Annotated in this window: 18 protein-coding genes and 1 pseudogene; 7 read left to right on the forward strand and 12 right to left on the reverse strand. The window is 40.2% G+C overall.

Features of this window, described 5'->3' with window-relative positions:
- The first annotated feature begins 10 nt into the window (after positions 1-10).
- The 5 genes and pseudogenes from EQG61_RS12960 (at position 11) to EQG61_RS12975 (ending at position 8,198) form a co-directional block, all read left to right on the forward strand.
- Complete coding sequence (locus tag EQG61_RS12960) at positions 11-4,030, forward strand: GEVED domain-containing protein (protein WP_129462374.1); 4,020 nt, start codon at positions 11-13, stop codon at positions 4,028-4,030.
- A gap of 88 nt (positions 4,031-4,118) precedes the next feature.
- Positions 4,119-5,108 (forward strand): annotated as a pseudogene (locus EQG61_RS13910) (glycosyltransferase); the annotation flags it as partial.
- 132 nt (positions 5,109-5,240) lie between these two features.
- The gene (gene coaE, locus EQG61_RS13915) at positions 5,241-5,834 is read left to right on the forward strand and encodes a dephospho-CoA kinase (protein ID WP_235829069.1); all 594 of its coding nucleotides are present in this window, start codon (positions 5,241-5,243) and stop codon (positions 5,832-5,834) included.
- Between the two features lie 69 nt (positions 5,835-5,903).
- Positions 5,904-7,487, forward strand: a complete 1,584-nt coding sequence (locus EQG61_RS12970; RefSeq protein ID WP_129462375.1) for a sensor histidine kinase — start codon at positions 5,904-5,906, stop codon at positions 7,485-7,487.
- Between the two features lie 6 nt (positions 7,488-7,493).
- Positions 7,494-8,198: a response regulator transcription factor gene (locus tag EQG61_RS12975; RefSeq protein WP_129462376.1), complete on the forward strand. Its 705-nt coding sequence runs from the start codon at positions 7,494-7,496 to the stop codon at positions 8,196-8,198.
- Positions 8,199-8,387: 189 nt separating this feature from the next.
- On the opposite strand, the gene EQG61_RS12980 is transcribed toward EQG61_RS12975, so the two are convergent.
- The 10 genes from EQG61_RS12980 to EQG61_RS13025 all read right to left on the reverse strand — a co-directional run bounded on the left by EQG61_RS12980 (position 8,388) and on the right by EQG61_RS13025 (position 17,271).
- Positions 8,388-9,122 carry an acyl-[acyl-carrier-protein] thioesterase gene (locus EQG61_RS12980; RefSeq protein WP_129462377.1) on the reverse strand — a complete coding sequence of 245 codons (735 nt, stop codon included), beginning with the start codon at positions 9,120-9,122 and terminating at the stop codon, positions 8,388-8,390.
- A gap of 1 nt (position 9,123) precedes the next feature.
- The gene (locus EQG61_RS12985) at positions 9,124-9,714 is read right to left on the reverse strand and encodes a hypothetical protein (RefSeq protein ID WP_129462378.1); all 591 of its coding nucleotides are present in this window, start codon (positions 9,712-9,714) and stop codon (positions 9,124-9,126) included.
- Between the two features lie 2 nt (positions 9,715-9,716).
- Positions 9,717-10,334 carry a hypothetical protein gene (locus tag EQG61_RS12990; protein WP_129462379.1) on the reverse strand — a complete coding sequence of 206 codons (618 nt, stop codon included), beginning with the start codon at positions 10,332-10,334 and terminating at the stop codon, positions 9,717-9,719.
- 4 nt (positions 10,335-10,338) lie between these two features.
- The gene (gene miaA / locus EQG61_RS12995; RefSeq protein ID WP_129462380.1) at positions 10,339-11,268 is read right to left on the reverse strand and encodes a tRNA (adenosine(37)-N6)-dimethylallyltransferase MiaA; all 930 of its coding nucleotides are present in this window, start codon (positions 11,266-11,268) and stop codon (positions 10,339-10,341) included.
- A gap of 114 nt (positions 11,269-11,382) precedes the next feature.
- Complete coding sequence (locus EQG61_RS13000; protein ID WP_129462381.1) at positions 11,383-12,744, reverse strand: exonuclease domain-containing protein; 1,362 nt, start codon at positions 12,742-12,744, stop codon at positions 11,383-11,385.
- Between the two features lie 99 nt (positions 12,745-12,843).
- Entirely contained in the window at positions 12,844-13,512 is a 669-nt protein-coding gene (locus EQG61_RS13005; protein WP_129462382.1) for a YggS family pyridoxal phosphate-dependent enzyme, read from the reverse strand.
- Between the two features lie 2 nt (positions 13,513-13,514).
- The gene (locus tag EQG61_RS13010; RefSeq protein ID WP_129462383.1) at positions 13,515-14,090 is read right to left on the reverse strand and encodes a hypothetical protein; all 576 of its coding nucleotides are present in this window, start codon (positions 14,088-14,090) and stop codon (positions 13,515-13,517) included.
- Between the two features lie 11 nt (positions 14,091-14,101).
- Positions 14,102-15,319: a DUF1015 domain-containing protein gene (locus EQG61_RS13015; RefSeq protein WP_129462384.1), complete on the reverse strand. Its 1,218-nt coding sequence runs from the start codon at positions 15,317-15,319 to the stop codon at positions 14,102-14,104.
- A 50-nt stretch (positions 15,320-15,369) separates the two neighbouring features.
- Positions 15,370-16,260, reverse strand: coding sequence for a 3-hydroxyacyl-CoA dehydrogenase family protein (locus EQG61_RS13020; RefSeq protein ID WP_129462385.1), 891 nt, complete (start codon positions 16,258-16,260; stop codon positions 15,370-15,372).
- A 45-nt stretch (positions 16,261-16,305) separates the two neighbouring features.
- Positions 16,306-17,271, reverse strand: coding sequence for a Gfo/Idh/MocA family protein (locus EQG61_RS13025; RefSeq protein WP_129462386.1), 966 nt, complete (start codon positions 17,269-17,271; stop codon positions 16,306-16,308).
- A 158-nt stretch (positions 17,272-17,429) separates the two neighbouring features.
- On the opposite strand from EQG61_RS13025, the gene EQG61_RS13030 reads away from it, so the two are divergent.
- Entirely contained in the window at positions 17,430-18,071 is a 642-nt protein-coding gene (locus EQG61_RS13030) for a protein-L-isoaspartate(D-aspartate) O-methyltransferase (RefSeq protein WP_129462387.1), read from the forward strand.
- On the opposite strand, the gene EQG61_RS13035 is transcribed toward EQG61_RS13030, so the two are convergent.
- On the reverse strand, positions 18,068-18,433 hold the full coding sequence (locus EQG61_RS13035; RefSeq protein WP_129462388.1) for a helix-turn-helix domain-containing protein: 366 nt from the start codon (positions 18,431-18,433) through the stop codon (positions 18,068-18,070). The two genes, EQG61_RS13030 and EQG61_RS13035, sit on opposite strands and share 4 nt — an antisense overlap.
- Entirely contained in the window at positions 18,433-18,885 is a 453-nt protein-coding gene (smpB, locus tag EQG61_RS13040; protein WP_129462389.1) for an SsrA-binding protein SmpB, read from the reverse strand. The genes EQG61_RS13035 and smpB overlap by 1 nt, the downstream gene beginning before the upstream one ends.
- 139 nt (positions 18,886-19,024) lie before the next feature.
- On the opposite strand from smpB, the gene EQG61_RS13045 reads away from it, so the two are divergent.
- Positions 19,025-19,642 (forward strand): outer membrane beta-barrel protein, encoded by a 618-nt coding sequence (locus tag EQG61_RS13045; protein ID WP_129462390.1) that lies wholly within the window; start codon positions 19,025-19,027, stop codon positions 19,640-19,642.
- Positions 19,643-19,698 lie beyond the last annotated feature (56 nt).

The raw sequence follows: 19,698 nt of genomic DNA on the forward strand, positions 1-19,698 counted from the left end.
CTTTGATTTTATGAAAAAAATTACGCTGAGTTTAGCTTTATTTTTTCTTGTACAAATCGGATATAGCCAAACACTAGACCAATATACTTTTGCACAAAGTAATGGGACGTATTCGGCTATTTCTGGTGGAACAGTAGTAGGAAATACAGCAACCGATGATGAGCGTTTTGTGGATCCATCTGTAAGTTTAGGTGGTGCTGCAACTACGGGGGTAGGTTTACCCATCGGATTTAATTTTGTTTTTAACGGTTATACGTATGACCGTTTTGCTATTAATGCAAATGGATGGATTGCATTGGGGTCGTCAGCGCTAAGTCCGGCAGTTGATTTAACCACTTCGTCATCTTACAACCCATTGTCAACGATTACAACAGCAGTTTCCAATGTTAATGTTGCACGTATTGCTGCATTTGCAAGAGATCTGCAAGCACAAGCGGGTTCTGAATTGCGTTACCAAGTAATTGGTTCGGCACCTAATCGTACATTGGTTGTGCAATGGAAAAATTATGCGAAATATTTGGCGTTAGGTGATTCTATGAATTTTCAAATTCGTTTAAACGAAACATCTAATTCAGTGCAATTTGTATATGGGACTATGACCAACAATACTACAGATACTGTTGTGGATTGTGGTTTACGTGCCGCTCCTAATAATCCAGCGACCAATTTTGCCAACAGAACTTCTACAACAAGTTGGATTTCTACTTCTGCAGGAACAACCGCTGCAGATACCATGTTCATGTCACAAACAATTGCGCCTTCAAGTGGATTGACGTATACCTGGACAACACCACCGAGTTGTACAGGAACACCAACTCCAGGTGCTACTCTTTCTACGAGCGCTTCGGTTTGTGCATCTGCTAACTTTACGTTGTCCTTGCAAAATACCACTTCAGGTTCTGGTGTAACCTATCAATGGATGACATCAACCGATGGTGTAAATTACAGTAATGCAACAGGTAGTGCTACACAAAGTACTTATGTAACCTCACAAACTGCATCAACCTATTACAAATGTTTAGTGACTTGTACAGCTTCAGGTACTGCAGCTGAAAGTTCGCCCTTACAAATAGGAATGAATGCAGTGAACGCTTGTTATTGTACACCAACTTATACCACAGGAAAAACGGAAGGTGATTTGATTTCTAATATTGTAATTAATGGAACAACACTTTCGAATAATTCGGGGACTGCTCCTACGAACCCGGCTTACACTTATTTTACGGGTCAGCCCAATTATACAGCTAATTTACAAGCAGGAGGGACATATACAGTTACCGTAACTGTAGGTACTTTTGGAGGTCAAAATGTGTCCATGTGGATTGATTATAATGATAACGGATTTTTTGAAACCAACGAACGTATCGGTTCGACAACCACATCTATTGATGCCAATGGTACGGCGACCTTTACGATTTCTTTGGCATGTAATCCACCTTTAGGCACTCATAGAATGCGTGTGCGTGATGTTTGGAATCAAGTAGGGAATACCATCGATCCTTGTGCGAACTATGGATATGGTGAAGCCGAAGATTACGATATTGTAATTACTACACCTGTAGCATGTCCACAACCATCTAATGTTATTGTAACCAATACAACCACTACTACAGCTACTGTTGGTTGGAATGCAGGATGTACAGAAACTGCATGGATGATTTATGTGGTTCCGGCAGGAAGTCCAGCTCCAACAGTGGGTTCGGGTACAGTAGTAACTGTAAATCCTTATGTGATTACAGGGTTAACATCCAATACGGATTATGATATTTATATCGCTGCCGATTGTTCAACAAACGGGACTAGTTTGCTCACTGGACCTATCTTTTTCAGAACATTAATTCCAGCTCCTGGAAATGATGATTGTAGCAACGCTGTCGCCTTAACAGTTGGAGAGAATGTAACTTCGAATCCAGTAGTTGGCACCAATGTTTCAGCTACCAACTCAAATCCTCCAGCACCCGGTTGTGCCAGTTTTTTAGGTGGTGATGTTTGGTATACGGTAGTGGTTCCTGCCACTGGAAATGTAACTTTAGAAACCAGTGAAGTAACTGGAAGTGATGTAACCGATACTGGCTTAGCAGTTTATTCGGGTGATTGTAACGGGTTGAGTTTATTGGCTTGTGATGATGATTCCAGCACCAATGGGAACTATTCATTGATTTCATTAAACGGACTTACTCCAGGTCAATTGCTTTATGTTAATGTTTGGGAATATGCTAACGATAGTTTTGGTGAATTCCAAATCTCAGCTTACGATTGTCCAACAGGTACGCCAGCTCCTACTGGTGATGCGGAACAATATTTCTGTAGTAATTCCTTAACATTTGATTCGTTACAAGTAACGGGTAGTGGCTTGTTATGGTATGCTACACCAACAGGGGGGACACCTTTTAACGGTACAGATACCGTGACAGATGGTGTTACGTATTATGCGTCACAAACCATCAACTGTGAAAGTTATTCCCGTTTGGCAGTTACTGTTCATGTTGCCCCTCTACCCATGGTTTCAAATATTGATTTGTTAGCTTGTGAATCGGATGGTGATGGGATGGAAATATTTGATTTAACTGCTTCGGAAAGTTCAATAACTTTTGATGGTGGCATGCAATTCAGTTATTATATCGATTATTTTGATGCTGAGTCTATGACAAACCCAATTGCAAATGCTACTGCATTTATGGGTACAAATGGACAAGTAATTTATGTGCGTGTTGAAAATGCAAATGGTTGTTATTCCATAGCTGAAGTGTATCTAGTTGTGGCTATGACATCTGCAGCGCCAACTGGAAATCCAACACAGGATTATTGTACCACTGCAACGTTAAATGACTTGGTTGTTAATGGATCGAATGTACTTTGGTATGCTGCAGCAACAGGTGGTTCACCTTTAGATCCATTTACGGATTTAGTGGATGGAGCAACCTATTATGCTTCTCAAAATGAATTTGGTTGTGAAAGTACAACGCGATTTGCAGTTACTGTAAATGATACCTGTGCTAATGTAGGTTGTTTAATTGGAGATGAATATCCAACTGGGGCTGTAACCATCAATTGTTCGGGTACAGCACAAATTATTACTGCGGCAGGCTGGGCAGGTGAATATTCAAGTGTAAATGTTACCGCAGGTGTTCAGTATACTTTTACTAGTTCAAACGCAACGGATTATATTACTATTGGTAATTCTGACGGTTCTATTGCTTTTGCAGCAGGAACAACTCCGTTGATTTGGACTCCAACAACAACTGATACTGTTCGTTTTTATACGCATGCTGATGCCAATTGTACGGCAAACACCGATAATAGAACGCGTTCAGTAGCTTGTGGAACGCCACCACCAACCCCTGCAAATGATGCTTGTGCTTCACCAACAGCACTTACAGTTGGAGGAATTTATACTGATGCAGCTATCGATACGACCAGTTTAGGAGCCACTTTGAGTGCTGAAACTCCAGCACCTAGCTGTGGAGCTTTTGGTTTTGCAACTTCAGGAAAAGATGTTTGGTATAGTTTTACTGTGCCAACTTCTGGGAATGCAACTATAGAAACTGCAGGAACTTCAACTGGCGGACCCGGCATTGATACTGTGGTACAAGCGTATTCTGGAACTTGTGGTGCTTTAACCGCGGTGGGTTGTGATGATGATAGCGCTACTGAAGTAGTAGTAGGTCATTCGTTATTGTCTTTAACCGGACTCACGCCTGGAGCTACCATTTTAGTTCGTGTATTTGGTTACAATGGAGCGCAAGGAAACTTTAGTATCTCTGTTTATGATGCATCTTTAGGCAATCAAGAAATAAGTGATGTTACTTTCAAAGCGTATCCAAATCCAGTGCAAAATGTTTTGAATATCACATCTTCTGAAGTAATCGATTCGCTACAAATTTATAATGTAGTAGGACAAGAGGTGTATAGTTCTAAAGTAAATGCTACAGAATCTACATTAGACTTAAGTAATTTACCTGCGGGCTCCTACATTGTACGCGCTATGGCCAATGGTCAAGTGAAAACAATTAAAGTGATAAAACAGTAATTCAATTACTCATAAACTTGTTAAAAATGTCCCGATTTATCGGGACATTTTCTTTTTGTATGGAGTATATTTGCCAAAAATTTCAGCAATGCTGTTTTCTATCATAATCCCGGTTTATAATCGTCCCGACGAAATTGACGAATTATTACAAAGCTTAACGACATCAACTTACACGAATTTCGAAGTAGTTATCGTTGAAGACGGATCTTCTATTGATTGTAAAGAAGTGGTGTTACGTTATGCCAAACAATTGCAAATTTCCTATTATTATAAAGCCAATTCGGGTCCCGGCGATTCCCGTAATTTTGGGATGAAGGTAGCCAAAGGCGATTATTTTATCATCTTTGATTCGGATTGTATCATTCCTTCACACTATATGAGTGAAGTAGTAAAAGAATTGAATACAACCTATGTGGATTGTTTCGGAGGACCCGACAAAGCCTTGAAATCGTTCTCCTATATTCAACGCGCCATTAATTTTACAATGACTTCGTTTTTGACCACTGGAGGAATCCGTGGCGGCTCAGAGAAAATCGATAAATTCCAACCCCGTAGTTTCAATATGGGGATTTCTAAAAAAGCCTTTGAAGCATCCAAAGGGTTCGGAAACATTCATCCCGGAGAAGATCCCGATTTGTCCATCCGCTTATGGAAAATGGGGTTTAAAACCCGCCTTTTTAAGGAGGCGTATGTCTATCACAAGCGTCGTATTGATTGGGATAAATTCAGTGTACAAGTTTCCAAATTTGGTAAAGCACGACCCATTTTAAACCGATGGTATCCCGAATATGCCAAAATCACATTTTGGTTCCCAACGCTGTTTTTAGTTGGCTTGGCGGCCTCCGTGATCGCTTTGGTGTTTTTGTTTGATTGGGGATTGAAATTGTATTTCGTCTACTTTGCTCTAATCTTCCTGTTTTCCTCTATTCAAAACCGCAATCCCATTATTGGTTTCCTCTCTATAATAGCGGTATGGAAACAATTTACAGGGTATGGAATAGGGTTTATTAAGTCGTATTATAAAGTTCACTTATTAAAACAACAACCGCAAGATGCTTTTCCAGAGTTGTTTTTTAAAAAACCATTAGAAGCCCAAATTACTGAAGAAATTCATATTGAAAAAGAAGCCGAAGAACCCATTCACAAGTCGGTTGAAAAAGCCTTAGACAAAATCATTGCGCCCATTCAAAAAATAGTGGATACAGCACCAGTGAAAACGAAGATTATCGGACTCACGGGCGGTATTGGTAGTGGGAAAACAACCATAGCCAATTATCTCTCTGCCAAAGGGTATCCCGTTTACATCTCCGATTTAGAGGCAAAAAAAGTAATGGACTTCCCCGAAATTATTCAAAAAATTGCGGCACAATTTGGTCCTGAAATAATGGATGCCAATCAACGGTTAAACCGCGAACAACTAGCGGCTATCGTTTTTAATAATCCGGAAAAATTAAAGCAACTCAATGCAATTGTGCATCCCGCTGTGAAAAATCATTTTGATCAATGGATTGTCGCACATAAGAAATTCCCGTTCGTGTTTAAAGAAGCAGCCATTCTATTTGAAAGTGGCAGTTATAAGGATTGTGACGCCGTAATAACAGTAACGGCTCCCTTAGAAATGCGAATTGCTCGCGTTTTAAAAAGAGATCAAACCACTCGCGAGAAAATTCTGCAACGGATTACCAATCAGCTTTCTGATGAAGAACGTGCCGCACGAAGTCAGTATGTCATTCAAAACGAAAATTTCGAATCTACCAAACGACAAATCGAAGAAATCCTTATTTCCTTGAAAAATAAGCAATAAAAGTAGGCTGTGTTAATGTTTGGTTAATACATTAACATAACAAATGTTAAAATCCCTAATTTTGAGGTGATGAATAAATTTGTTTTTCGCCTCTTGGTATTCTTGATGAGTGTTTCCCTTTTGGGAATCATTTTGGTGCAAGTTTACTGGTTTAATACTTCATTAGAAAAAAGCGAAGAACAATTTACTTTTCATGTTAAGCAAGTACTTGAAAATGTTGTAGAAAAGATTGAAAGACAGGAGAAATACAACTTTTTGAACCGTTACAATTTTCTTCGAGATAGTACAGGGAAACGTCCCAAACGAGAAGATTTTTTAGAATACAAGTACGTACAGCGTAACCCGAAAACGAATCAAACCATCATTTATTCGAACAGTATAACGATGGAAGATTATGACATTCAACGCTCGTTCTTTGATAAAGATGATGATTCAACCAAAGTTAAAAATTATACTACAAAAAGAAAAACGGCGGTATTTAATGGAAAGCCTTTAGATGATGGCGGAATTCAGACGCAAATAAAACCGGATATCACCATTGAACGCGAAGGAACCATCGATATCCTTCAAGATGCGCAATTTGATGCCGTTTATAAAGATATCGCCATCCAAAACCCGATTCAAGAACGGGTGAGTGCTGAAAACCTTTCCAAGTTACTCAAAGCTGAATTAAAAGGATACGGAATTAATACTCCTTTTGAATTCAATATTTACAGTAACGGATTGGCAACCAAAGTAAAGTCGGAACATTTCAATTACGACAAATATTCCACGTATACCACGCCCATTTTTATCGATAATGATGGCAACAACCGTTACAATCTGTTGCTTAATTTTCCTCAAAAAAAGAAATTCCTTTTTGCAGAAATCTTAGCAATTACGCTGCTTTCAATAATTTTTACACTGGTGATCATTATCGCCTATGCCAATGCCTTGCATCAATTGATGAAACAACGTCAGATTTCAGAAATCAAAACCGATTTCATCAACAACATGACGCACGAGTTCAAAACGCCCATCGCCACCATTAATTTGGCGCTAGACGCTATTCGAAATCCCAAAGTCATTGATGATAAAGAAAAAGTATTTCGCTACTTGCAAATGATTCGCGACGAAAACAAACGAATGCATGCACAAGTAGAAAATGTTCTCCGAATTTCGAAATTGGAAAAGAAAGAACTCGACATTTCTAAAGAACCCCACGACGTTCATGAAATTATCGAAGATGCAATCGAACACGTGAATCTCATTGTCGAAGACCGTAATGGGAAGATTTCAAGTGATTTGGAAGCCACTCGAAGTACAGTCCTGTTGAACGATGTGCATTTCACTAATGTAATTGTTAATATTTTAGACAATGCGATAAAATATTCTAACGACGAACCCGTTATTGAAATTAGCACTGAGAATATAAAGGATTTTATTTTAATAAAAGTTAAGGATAACGGGATAGGAATGAGCAAAACCGCTCAAAAAAGAATTTTTGAAAAATTCTACCGCGAACACACCGGAGACGTACACAACGTGAAAGGACACGGTCTCGGGTTGGCCTATGTGAAACGAATAGTGGACGATCACAACAGCCAAATTTTTGTGGAAAGCGAAAAAGGTAAAGGAAGTACATTCATTATTAAAGTCCCACTGATAAACTAAAATACAATGGAAAAAGAAACAAAAAAAATCCTACTCGTTGAAGATGACCAAAACTTCGGTGCTATCCTCAAAGACTATCTATCGTTAAATGATTTTGAAGTTACCCTAGCCAAAAACGGCATGGAAGGCTTCGAAAAATTTAAAAAAGACACTTACGATCTATGTATCTTAGACGTAATGATGCCCTACAAAGACGGGTATACTTTAGCCAAAGAAATCCGTGAAAAAAACAAAGAAATTCCATTGATTTTCTTAACCGCTAAAACCATGAAAGAAGATGTACTCAAAGGCTATAAAGTGGGCGCCGATGATTACCTCAATAAACCGTTTGACTCTGAAGTGTTGTTGATGAAAATCAAAGCCATCATGCAACGCAAATCCTCAGAAACCAAAGCAGAAAATACGCAATTCGAATTCCAAATTGGGAAATTCCATTTGAATTCCAAATTGCGTTTCTTAACCTTCCCCGGTGAAGAGCCGATCAAATTGTCGCCCAAAGAAAACGAGTTGTTGAAATTACTCGCTTTGTATGTGGAAGATTTGATGCCGCGTGAATTGGCACTTACCAAAATCTGGAGAGACGATAACTACTTCACTTCCCGTAGTATGGACGTGTATATCGCTAAATTGCGCAAATACCTGAAAGAAGATCCGAACGTTGAAATTCTCAACATCCACGGCGAAGGTTTCCGTCTAGTCGTGAAAAAATAAATACAAAATCCCTGTTCCAACGGGGATTTTTTTTTGGAGCTATTCGGGCTATCCGTTGCAAGGAGGCTGTGGCATCGCAAGCAAAAAATACACCCCAAATCCGCGCTCCCAAGGTCGCAGGATTTGGGGTGTTTTGCTAAGCGCTCCCTTCGCCTCGCTTTCCACTTCTATCCCGGCTAAGGGTGAGTGCTAGCTATTCGGTTTCCATTCCAACAGCAAAGCAAAACAGGTCTTGCCTTGGTGCGTAATCACAAAAGTGTCGTCTTCCTGACCAATCACCGCTTCCTGACCTAAATTAAGTTCGCGCATAAAATTCATTTCAAAAGCAACCAATTCCTGTCGCATCAATCGTTTAGGATCGCAATGATCCAAACACCATTCCAAGTATTTCACATTGTTGGCATGATTCACAATATCCAAATCCGATAGTTTAACCGTATAAGTTTCTAAAGCGGTGACCGATTCCTTTAATGCAATCTTGTGAAACGACTGCAATGTGGCGCGCTCCGGATTTTTAATAAAATGGTCGTGCGGCAACGCCAACGGGTCGGGGCGTCGGGTTTGGGTATTGATCACCGCCCAGTAGGTTTCACAACCGACCAACTTTTGATCGCCGCTCCATAATTCCAAACAACGAATTGAGCGGGAATTTTCCAACGAATTAATCCAGGTTTTTACCGTCACCGTATCACGCCATTTCGGCAACGCATGGATCTCCACCCGCATCCGACTCAACACCCACGCTTGATGATGGGCTTGCATATCACTAAAACTTAAGCCGCCTAACTCTGCGTGGTAGCCCGCGGTGAGTTGGAGTATATTGCATAAATCCGTGTATTTCAAGAGTCCGTTGGGGTAACATTGTAAAAAGTTGATGTCCCAAGGTTGTAATAAAGTAGATTGGAATTCGGAAGAAATAGGCATTTTAATTGATTTTTAAACCTAAGGTAAAAACTAAGGCTTGTGATTTTTTATATTTTGTCACGTATTCGGAAACACCGTCTTGTAAATTGTAATTGGTAGTCGAAAACGACAATCCGGCGTAGGCTTTAAGAATAGCAGCCAATTTAAAATTAAGATAGCCACCCAATTGGACTTGCGTACCGTTTTGTATTGCTATCAGTGCCCCATTTTCTTGATGCCGCAATTGTTCGGCTCCCAAATTGACAAACGGGGTTACCGACCAATTTTTCTTTAAATCCACTTCATAAGTAAGCTGCATATAATACACCGATTGGGTAGAGCGGGTATATGCTGTAAAGTCGGGAACGCCTACAAATCGATACGAAGCACCCGAATAGCCAATGTTGAACTCCCCTTTATACAACTTGAAAATGGAGTAGTTAACGTCGATGCCCACCGGTGTGGTGTAAAAGTGATTTAAAGCGGTATTTCCAATTTGTGTGGGGACTGCAGCGCCTACTCGCAACGACGGATTAAATAAGAAAAATCCAAAATTTTGTGCATTCATTCCTAAGGAAAATAGAAGCACTACTAGGTAAAATGACTTTTTCATGCTTACAGGTTTTGAATCACATAATTATCTCCCGTACCGATGTTAAAATCTTGACTCAGGGTTTGACGAACGTTGGTTTGGGAATTATAAACGGTGTAATGGATGGTTATCGTTTGGTTTTTAGCTACATTAAACGAATAGATAGCATCGTTGTCATTGGAATAATAAGGGTTGCCAATACCTTCCATTGTACATTTTTCAATACTTTTTTGGGACGAACTGAACATAAATTGAATTTGAAACTGTACGGTTTCACCGTTTTCTAAAAAATAGAACGATTGTGCATTAAAACTTGTAGGATCCAAATACTGCACTTCACTCTCAATCGGGCGATAATTGGCATAGCCTTCTGCGTAAACATAAAGTTTCTGTTTGGGATAAAAAGTAGAAAATTTGATACGCCCAGCCGCATCGGTGGTATAACTAAATTCAGGGGAAACACCTGCGTCAGGAGTGGAGTAGCCCAAATAATAATCTATCTTTTTTCCCGCTACCGGTTGGCCTTGTGCATCAAAAAAACGATGGTTTAATTGCACAATACGCGATCCATCATACGGAATATCACAACTAAAACTGCAAAGCAAGAGCAAAGCACTGAGTAACACTAAAATTTTTTTCATACGTTTATTTTAATCTTAGATGCAATTGTTCCAAAAGGGTTGCAAAATCAGTTGAATAATTAAACCAATGGACCTCTGGCGTGCGTTTGAACCAAGTCATTTGACGTTTGGCAAATCGGCGGGTGTTCATTTTGATATTTTCGATGGCTTCCTCAAGGGAACATTTTTGGTCCAAAAAGTCAAATAATTCGCGATAACCCACGGTTTGTAGTGCGTTGCACGAACGGTAGGGGTAGAGATCGCTGACTTCCTTCAACAATCCCGCGGCCATCATCAAATCCACCCGATGGTTAATGCGCTGGTTCAATTCCTCTCGCTCGGCTTCGAGTCCGATGATGATCGATCGAAACGGACGGTTGGTTTCTTTTTTTCCTAAAAAGGAGGAGTAGGGTTGACCCGTACCCAAACAGACTTCCACAAAGCGTTTCATGCGTTGTGGATTTTGTAAGGTTTGCGGATTTTCGAGGAGTGTTTTTTGGTAATACTGGGGATCCAATTCTTGTAAAGTCGCTTGTAAATAAGGGAGTCCGTCGATTGCATACCGGGCATTGATGGATTCCCGAATGCTCGGATCAATATCTGGAAAATTGTCCAAACCTTTGCGTACGGCATCGACATAGAGTCCGGAGCCGCCCACCATAATTTGTATGGGATTTTCTTGAAACAGTTGGTCGAGTTGAGCCAACGCCTCGGTTTCAAAGTCGCCCACACTGTACGCGTCATGAATGGAAATGTTTTGGATAAAATAGTGGGGTGCGGCTGCTAATTCTTCTGGGGAAGGCACGGCCGTACCGATGGTCATTTCTTTAAAAAACTGGCGGCTGTCGCACGAAATAATGGAACAGTTAAAATGATTCGCCAAACGAATCGCAAGTGCGGTTTTACCAATAGCGGTGGGTCCGATAACCGTGATTAAGACGGGTTGGTTTTGCATGGCGTAAAGGTAGCATTTTATGTGAAATGAGCAGTGGTTTTAGCCCGGATTGAAGCGGCATCCTCGTAGCGAAGCGAAGAGAAAAAGCGGAAAGCCGGAAATAGCTCCAAAAAATTAAAATTTTAAAACTTTCAAAACTTTGTTTTTCCGCAAATACCCTTGAATGATGGTGCGGGTGTCGCGGTTGTTTTGCATAGGGATAATCAAGTTTTTGAGGATGTCAATGTTCATGATTTGGTAGTTCAAATCGTAAAAGCAATAGCCTTTGTAAATCCCGTTTTCAATCAGCACCGCACTGCGTTCCTCGGTGCGACGGCCACGGTCAATAACCACCAAGGTTTGGTTGCCAAACTGCACTTCTTCCAGGTAGTCTTCCACGCGGGCATTGTAGTCATCGGCGGATTCAGCTTGGATGCAAGCGCCGTTACACTCTTTAATTTTGTATTGAAAACAACTTTTTTGGGTGTCGTAGAGTCCGTTGATTTTCTGACAAAGTTGGTATTTTTCCGTGATTTTAAAGAGGTAATTTTTCCCTTCTTGAATACTGGAAAACGACGTAATTTCCTTTTTTCTACCGTCAGCTTTTTGCAATTGCAGACTTAAATATCCTTCGTCGGTGAGCACTTCATACAGCGCCCATTGGAAAATACTTTTGCGTTGGGCACGGTTATAAATGGGTTTATTGATTTTAATTTCTTCGCTTTCTTTCAACAAAGCGATGAGTTCGCTCCCCGTTTCTTCATAGGTCACTGCAAACACTTCACGTTGGATTTTCTTGCTTTTGGAGGTAGTGCCTGTGAAATGCTGGTTGACGCGTTTTTTGATGTTCTTGCTTTTACCGATGTAAATCAATTCCCCTTTTTCGTTGTGGATGTAATAAATCCCTGTTTTGGTAGGCAAGGCTTCGACAATGTCCAGGAGTTTGGGCGACATGCCCGATTTGATTTCGGTTTTTACTAAGCTTTTCAAGATTTCTTTTTCGGAGTCTTTGGAAAGCAAGAGTTTGAACAACTTCACGGTAGCCATCGCATCGCCACTCGCGCGGTGACGGTCGGCCATCGGAATTCCGAGGGCGCGTACTAATTTGCCTAAACTGTACGACGGTTGGTCCGGAATGAGTTTTTTGGAGAGTTCGACCGTACAAAGCGTAGGTCGTTTGAATTCATAGCCCAACCGACTGAATTCTGTGCGCAGAATGCGGTAGTCAAACGAGGCGTTATGCGCCACAACGATACAGTCTTCGGTGATTTCGATGATGCGTTTGGCGACTTCAAAAAACTTGGGAGCGCTGCGCAGCATAGCATTATTAATACCTGTTAATTTCACCACAAACGGTTGTATCGGAATTTCGGGATTGACTAAACTGATGAATTGATCGACTACTTCGTGACCATCAAATTTATAGATAGCGATTTCAGTAATGCCTTCTTCATTGAATTGGCCTCCGGTGGTTTCTATGTCAAGAATGCAATACAAATTCGTTTACAGCTTCGCTTCGTTTTGAGTTAGTGAATGGCACAAAAGTACGTCTTTCTGAGTAAAGAAAAAATGGAGTTTACTTTTAACCCCATGGTTTTATGAATAGTTACGAACACCAAAGATGCTACTTCCAATGCGCACCATGGTACTGCCACAGTCAATAGCCAGTTGATAATCGCCGGACATCCCCATGGAAAGGGTTTGTAACTGGAAGTTGGGCCATTGAACCGATTGGTATTGGTCAAAAAGCGATTTTAAAAATTGGAATTCTTTTTGAATTTGTGCGTTATCCTCGGTAAATGTGGCCATGCCCATGAGTCCGATGACCTTTATATTTTGCAGGTTTTGAAAAGTAGCTGCGTTAAGAATCGCTTCGAGTTCGCTAGCATCAAAACCGAATTTAGTTTCCTCTTCAGCGATATGGATTTGGAGTAAACAGTCGATAATACGGTTGTTCTTAGCCGCTTGTTTGTTGATTTCTTCCAATAATTTCAAGCTGTCCACGCCATGAATCAAAGCCACATAAGGCGCCATGAATTTCACCTTGTTGGTTTGTACATGACCAATCATGTGCCATTGAATATCTTTGGGCAGTTGTTCCCATTTCTCGGTCATTTCTTGGATTTTATTTTCTCCAAAAATGCGCTGACCGGCTGCATAGGCTTCTTGTAGGTCGGCTATAGGCTTGGTTTTTGAAACGGCAACCAAAGTTACGTGTTCGGGTAGTTGCGCTTTTATTTCCTGAAGATTTTCTGCAATAGTCATGATTATTTCTTAAACAAATTTAAGATTTCATCGTTTTTCTTGGCAATCCAATCGGCAATGGGCATGCCGTCCACTATATTTTCATCCAATTTACCCGCTTGGATGTCTTCACCAGGTAGGTGTAAAGTCGAACTGGATTGCTCTTTTCCGTTCTTTTTTTGAATGGACAATTCCAATTGAAGAATTGCCCCGTTTTGGTAATAAAATGTGGCTGTTATTTTTTCAAAATTACCATTGGTAAAATTTATTACACTTTCCAATTGCCCTTTTAAAAGCGTTTTGTTTTTTATGTTTTTTCGTTTTTCAACTTCAACTGGTGGCGCTGCAATTTCCATGGATTCTTCCAACAAATTATACACCAACAGTTTAAAACTTCCTTTTCCTTTGATGGTATGTGATCCGGAGGCAGTTTGTTTATCGCTCAAGACTTTTTTGTCGCCATTAGCGACTAATATTTCCACATTCTTAGCGTTTTTTACGGCACAAATACTGTCGATTTGAAAACGGGTATACGTATGATTTTGGGCAAAACCTATCCAGCTCATTCCCAATATAATTCCTAAAAATAACTTTTTCATAGTTTCAATTTTTAAAGTTCATAAACCATCAAGCCACTGCGAAATTTGGGTTCGATGTACGTACTCTTTGGCGGCATAATTAATTGATTGTCGGCTAAGGCTTTAATCTCTGCTATTTCAGATGGGAACAGCATAAAGCCCACTTCAAATTCGCCTTCATCTACCAATTCTTTGATGGTTAATATCGATTGCTTGCCAGGAATGTATTCAATACGTTCGTCGTTTCGCAAATCTTCAATGCCTAAAATCGGATGCAATACCGTATCATAGAGAATTTGGGCATCCAGATTTTCTAGCAATCCCGGATTCGGATTTTCTTGTTTGTAAAACAATGCATAGAATTCGCCATCCAAATACATTCCAAATTCAAATTTATCTTGGGGTTTCCAGAGTTCTTGCAACTTGGATTTTACAATAAAATGTTCGTCCAACAAGGCCAAAAAATCATCTTTGGTATGGCCATTTAAGTCCCGAACAATACGGTTGAATTCGTAGATTTTCACATTGCTTTCGGCAATTAAGAAACTCATAAAACCCTTCAAATTGGGGTTTCCCAAGTGGTTGTCTTCATCATACAATAACTCCGCCGAGGCAGAACGGTGGTGACCGTCGGCGATATACAATTCGGGAATGCTTTCAAATTGGTTTTGAATCCACGCAATTTCAGAATCCACGCCAATGCGCCACAGTGTATGTTTTTCTTTATTGGTCGTAGAAAAGTGGTACAACGGTTGTTCCTTTTTCTTTTTTACAATCCAATCATTAATTTCCGTTTTATCGGGGTAGGTAATTAAAACCGGTTCGGTGTTAAAACCCGTTTGATGCAAATAATCCTTAAACAACTCCACGCGGTATTGCAAGGTATCTTCGTGCTTTTTGATCACATTGGCTTTGTACTCCTCTATCAAAGTGCCTGCTACAATCCCGGTAAATGTGTTGGTTTTGGTCTGAATTTCATACAAAAACATCACCGGCTCCTCTTCGCTAACAAAAACCCCATCGTTTTTAAAATCTTGGTATTTGTGTGCCACGCCTTTAAACCGTTTGTCCAAGGTGATTTTTTGCGCATGAACGTAGGCCGGATTGATAACGTGCAAAAAGGAATACGGATTAAAATTCAGCCAAGCGGCAAGCTCAGCCGGACTGTAATCGTCGTAATTTCTGCACGTGACCAAAGCCACTTTATCGGCTACGGGACGAACTGCTTTAAAGGGGAGCAGGGTGGACATTTTGAATTATAAATTTTGAATTATAAATTTTGAATTTGTTGTTCCAACGACTACTTCAAAAACTGTTTAGCGACTTTTTCCGCTTTTTTACTTTCGCTATAATCGTAGAAGCCTTCCCCTGATTTTACGCCTAATTTTCCGGCCATTACCATGTTCACTAATAAGGGACAAGGAGCGTATTTCGGATTTTTGAAACCATCATACATCACATTCAATATGGATAAACAAACGTCCAATCCAATGAAGTCAGCCAATTGCAACGGACCCATAGGATGTGCCATACCCAATTTCATCACCGTATCGATTTCGTATACACCACCCACACCGTTGTATAAGGTTTCAATGGCTTCGTTGATCATGGGCATTAAAATACGGTTGGCTACAAAGCCGGGATAATCGTTCACTTCCGTTGGCACTTTACCCAATTGTACCGATAAATCCATGATGATTTTGGTTACTTCATCCGAGGTATTATACCCGCGAATGATTTCAACCAATTTCATAATAGGCACCGGATTCATGAAATGCATACCAATTACACGCTCGGGGTGTACCACTTGCGCGGCTATTTGCGTAATAGAAATGGAAGAGGTATTGGTGGCTAAAATGACATTGTGCGCGCACAAATCGCTCAATTGTTTGAAAATATTCAATTTCAAGCCTACATTTTCAGTAGCGGCTTCGACCACCAAATCCACACCAACAACACCGTCTTTCATATCGGTATAAGTAATGATGTTTCCTATGGTTTTGTGTTTATCTTCTTCGGTGATGGATCCTTTTGCGACCATACGGTCCAAGTTGGTTGCAATCGTTTGCATCCCTTTTTCTAAGGATTTTTCAGAAATATCAATCAATTTTACGGTAAAACCGCATTGTGCAAAGGTGTGAGCAATTCCGTTACCCATCGTACCCGCACCAAGTACTGCTACTGTTTTCATTCGTATTTTATCTTAGTTTGTTTTGTTCGTATTCAATCGAAACGATTACCGTTTCATGGCTTCTATAATTCGGTACGCCACGCGTAAAGCTTCAGTTCCGTCTTCCAAGGTAACTACTGGCGTAGTGTTGTTATTAATGGCATCGGCAAAAGCTTCCAATTCGTCCAAAATCGCATTATTGGGTTCAACACTCGGATTATTGAAATAAATCTGTTTGCGTTCGCCTTCCGCATTTTGAAGAATCATGTCAAAATCACCCGGATGTTCGGGCGCATCTTTCATTTTCACCACTTCACACGTTTTATCCAAATAATCCACCGAGATATAGGCATCTTTTTGGAAAAAACGCGACTTGCGCATGTTTTTCATCGATATACGACTCGAAGTAATGTTGGCCACACAGCCGTTTTCAAATTCGAGACGCGCATTGGATATGTCGGGGGACTGACTCAACACCGAAACGCCGCTGGCATGTACATTCACCACTTTGGAGCGCACCACACTAAGGATCGCGTCAATGTCGTGAATCATTAAGTCTAATACCACAGGAACATCCGTGCCACGTGGATTAAATTCGGCCAAACGATGCGTTTCAATGAACATGGGTTGTTCAATTTGGTCGCGCACTGCTGTGAAAGCGGGGTTGAAACGTTCTACATGGCCCACCTGACCTTTGACATTGTATTCCTTAGCCAAAGCAATAATTTCTTCTGCTTCTTCAACGGTTGTTGCAATGGGTTTTTCGATAAACACATGCTTCCCTGATTTGATGGCTACTTTGGCACATTTATAATGCGAAAGAGTAGGCGTAACAATATCAATGACATCCACGGCATGGATCAATTTGGCTATGGTATCAAAACGCTTGTAACCAAATTCGGCGGCTATTTTCTCAGCATAGTCGGCATTTTCATCATAAAAACCAACCAATTCATAATGTTCTGATTGTTGTAAAAGTCGTAAGTGAATTTTCCCTAGGTGACCGGCACCTAGAACGCCAACTTTGAGCATAAAATGATATTTTTCTCAAAAGTAGCAATAAAAAGAAAAACTACCATTCGGAATTCACAGTTTTTGCGCATCTTTTTTTCGACATTCGCAGGTCAAAATTGAATTTGCTTTTTGGTAGTTTTCCCCTTATTTTTACCAACCGTAAAACAACTGTTCCCGTGAAAGACACCCCAAAACATCAAGGATTACGCAATCAATTGGTTACACAATTAGAGGCCAAAGGCATTACGGATAAAAATGTCTTGGAAGCCATCCGTTTGATTCCGCGGCATTTGTTTTTGAATTCGTCGTTTGAAGATTTTGCGTACCAAGATAAGGCCTTTCCTATAGGAGCTGGACAAACGATTTCACAACCTTATACAGTGGCTTTTCAATCCCAGTTATTACAAGTTAAAAAGGACGATAAAGTGTTGGAAATCGGTACAGGCAGTGGTTACCAAACGGCCGTTTTGTGCAAGATGGGAGCCAAAGTGTATTCGGTGGAACGCCAAAATGAACTGTTTAAATCGACTTCTTTATTGTTACCTAAATTAGGGATTCGCGCCAAGCATCTTTCGTTTGGTGACGGATATAAAGGGTTACCTGCACATGCTCCGTTTGACAGTATTATTGTGACGGCAGGTGCACCGATTATTCCACAGCCTTTGATGGCCCAACTCAAAATTGGAGGTCGATTGGTGATCCCGGTCGGGGAGAAAGAGCAAATCATGACCTTATTAATCCGCAAAAACGAAACCCAATTTGAGAAACACGAGTTTGGGGATTTTAAGTTTGTGCCGCTTTTAGAGAATAAAAACTAAAGCTGCTGCAACCGATTTTTCAACTGATCAATTTCTGAAAGAATCGAAGCAATTTGCGCTTCTTTTTCGGCACTTTTCGCCAAATTCAATCCTTTTTCTTCTAAAATGCCCGTAACCGCCTCGATGGCCTCTGGATTGAAATCAATAATGTGTAATAGTTTAGCACGGTACCAAGCTACTTGAATGGGTTTTACATCAAGCCCTAAAAGTTCAGCTAGGAGTTCGGCTTGTCCTTTGGTCGGAATCCGTTTCCCATTTTCAAATTTACTGATGAGCGCTTGGTCAATAGCCGCTTTTTCTGCCAACACCCGAGTGGTGAGTCCGCTGCGTTCTCGTCCCGTTTTTAATAAATCGTGTAGCATTAAAAGGATTTTTTCAAACGATCAATATCACGTTGGGTATCACGGTCTTTTAAGGTTTCCCGTTTGTCGTAGTTCTTTTTCCCACGGCAGAGGCCAATTTCCAATTTAGCCAAACCTTTTTCATTGGTAAACAAACGAAGGGGAACTATGGTTAATCCTTTGGTTTCTACTTTGCGCGCTAGTGTTTTTAATTCTTTTTTGTTCAATAGCAATTTGCGTTCACTGCGCGATTTATGATTAAATGCGGTTCCAAAGGCATATTCTTCAATATAGGTGTTGATGGCAAACAATTCATGACCATGAAATTCACAGAAACTTTCGGCAATTTGCACTTTCCCTAAACGGATGGATTTGATTTCCGTTCCCGTTAAAACCATACCCGCTGAATACGATTCTAATATTTCATAATCGAAGCGCGCACGTTTATTTACAATGTTTATCTCCTTAATCATACTGCAAAGATAACACAAAACCTACGGATATAAGAGTGCTATTTTACAGCGAAAAAAAAAGGCAAACTATGACTTATGTCAGGTTTTTCTTTACTACTTGGTTCTACATTTGTCCTGTAATATTTAAACAAAAAACAAAATGAAAAAATTATTTTTAGTTGCTGCTGCAGCATTGTTAGCGTTAAATGTGAATGCACAAGATAAAGCGAGTAAAGGTTTACAAGGAACTTGGTGGGCCGGTGGTCAGGTAGCTTTTGGAAAATCGGATAACGGTGTTTCTGAAACTAAAACCAACACTTTTGTGCCTATCGTAGGTTATTTTGTGGCTCCTGATGTTACTTTAGGTTTAGGAGTAGGTGTTATTGGTTCAAAAACGGATAATACAGTTACTTCTACAACTACAGCAGAATCTAGCACATTTATCGTGCAACCATTGGTTAGAAAATACTGGGGATTAGGAGGTAAATTCTTCTTCTTCGGTCAAGCTTCTTTGCCTATGACTTTTTCAAAAGACAAAATCTCTGACGACAAAACGACTTCTGTTGGTTTAGACGTTGCGCCAGGTTTTGACTTTATCGTAAGCAAATGGATGACGGTTGAAACTTCGTTCTCATTATTCAATGTAAATTCTACCACATACAAACCAAATGGAGGTGATAGCACCAGCAATTTCAATTTGAATTTCAATCCATTTGATTTAAACCCAGGTACAAGAAGCGTGGGTGGATTACGAGTAGGGGTTAAATTCCTATTCTAATTCCTTTATTATTTAGAGTTATTGGTTAGTTCCGTTTGTACGGACGAAAAGGTCAC

The sequence above is a fragment of the Flavobacterium stagni genome (assembly GCF_004122105.1).
Taxonomy (GTDB): Bacteria; Bacteroidota; Bacteroidia; order Flavobacteriales; family Flavobacteriaceae; genus Flavobacterium; species Flavobacterium stagni.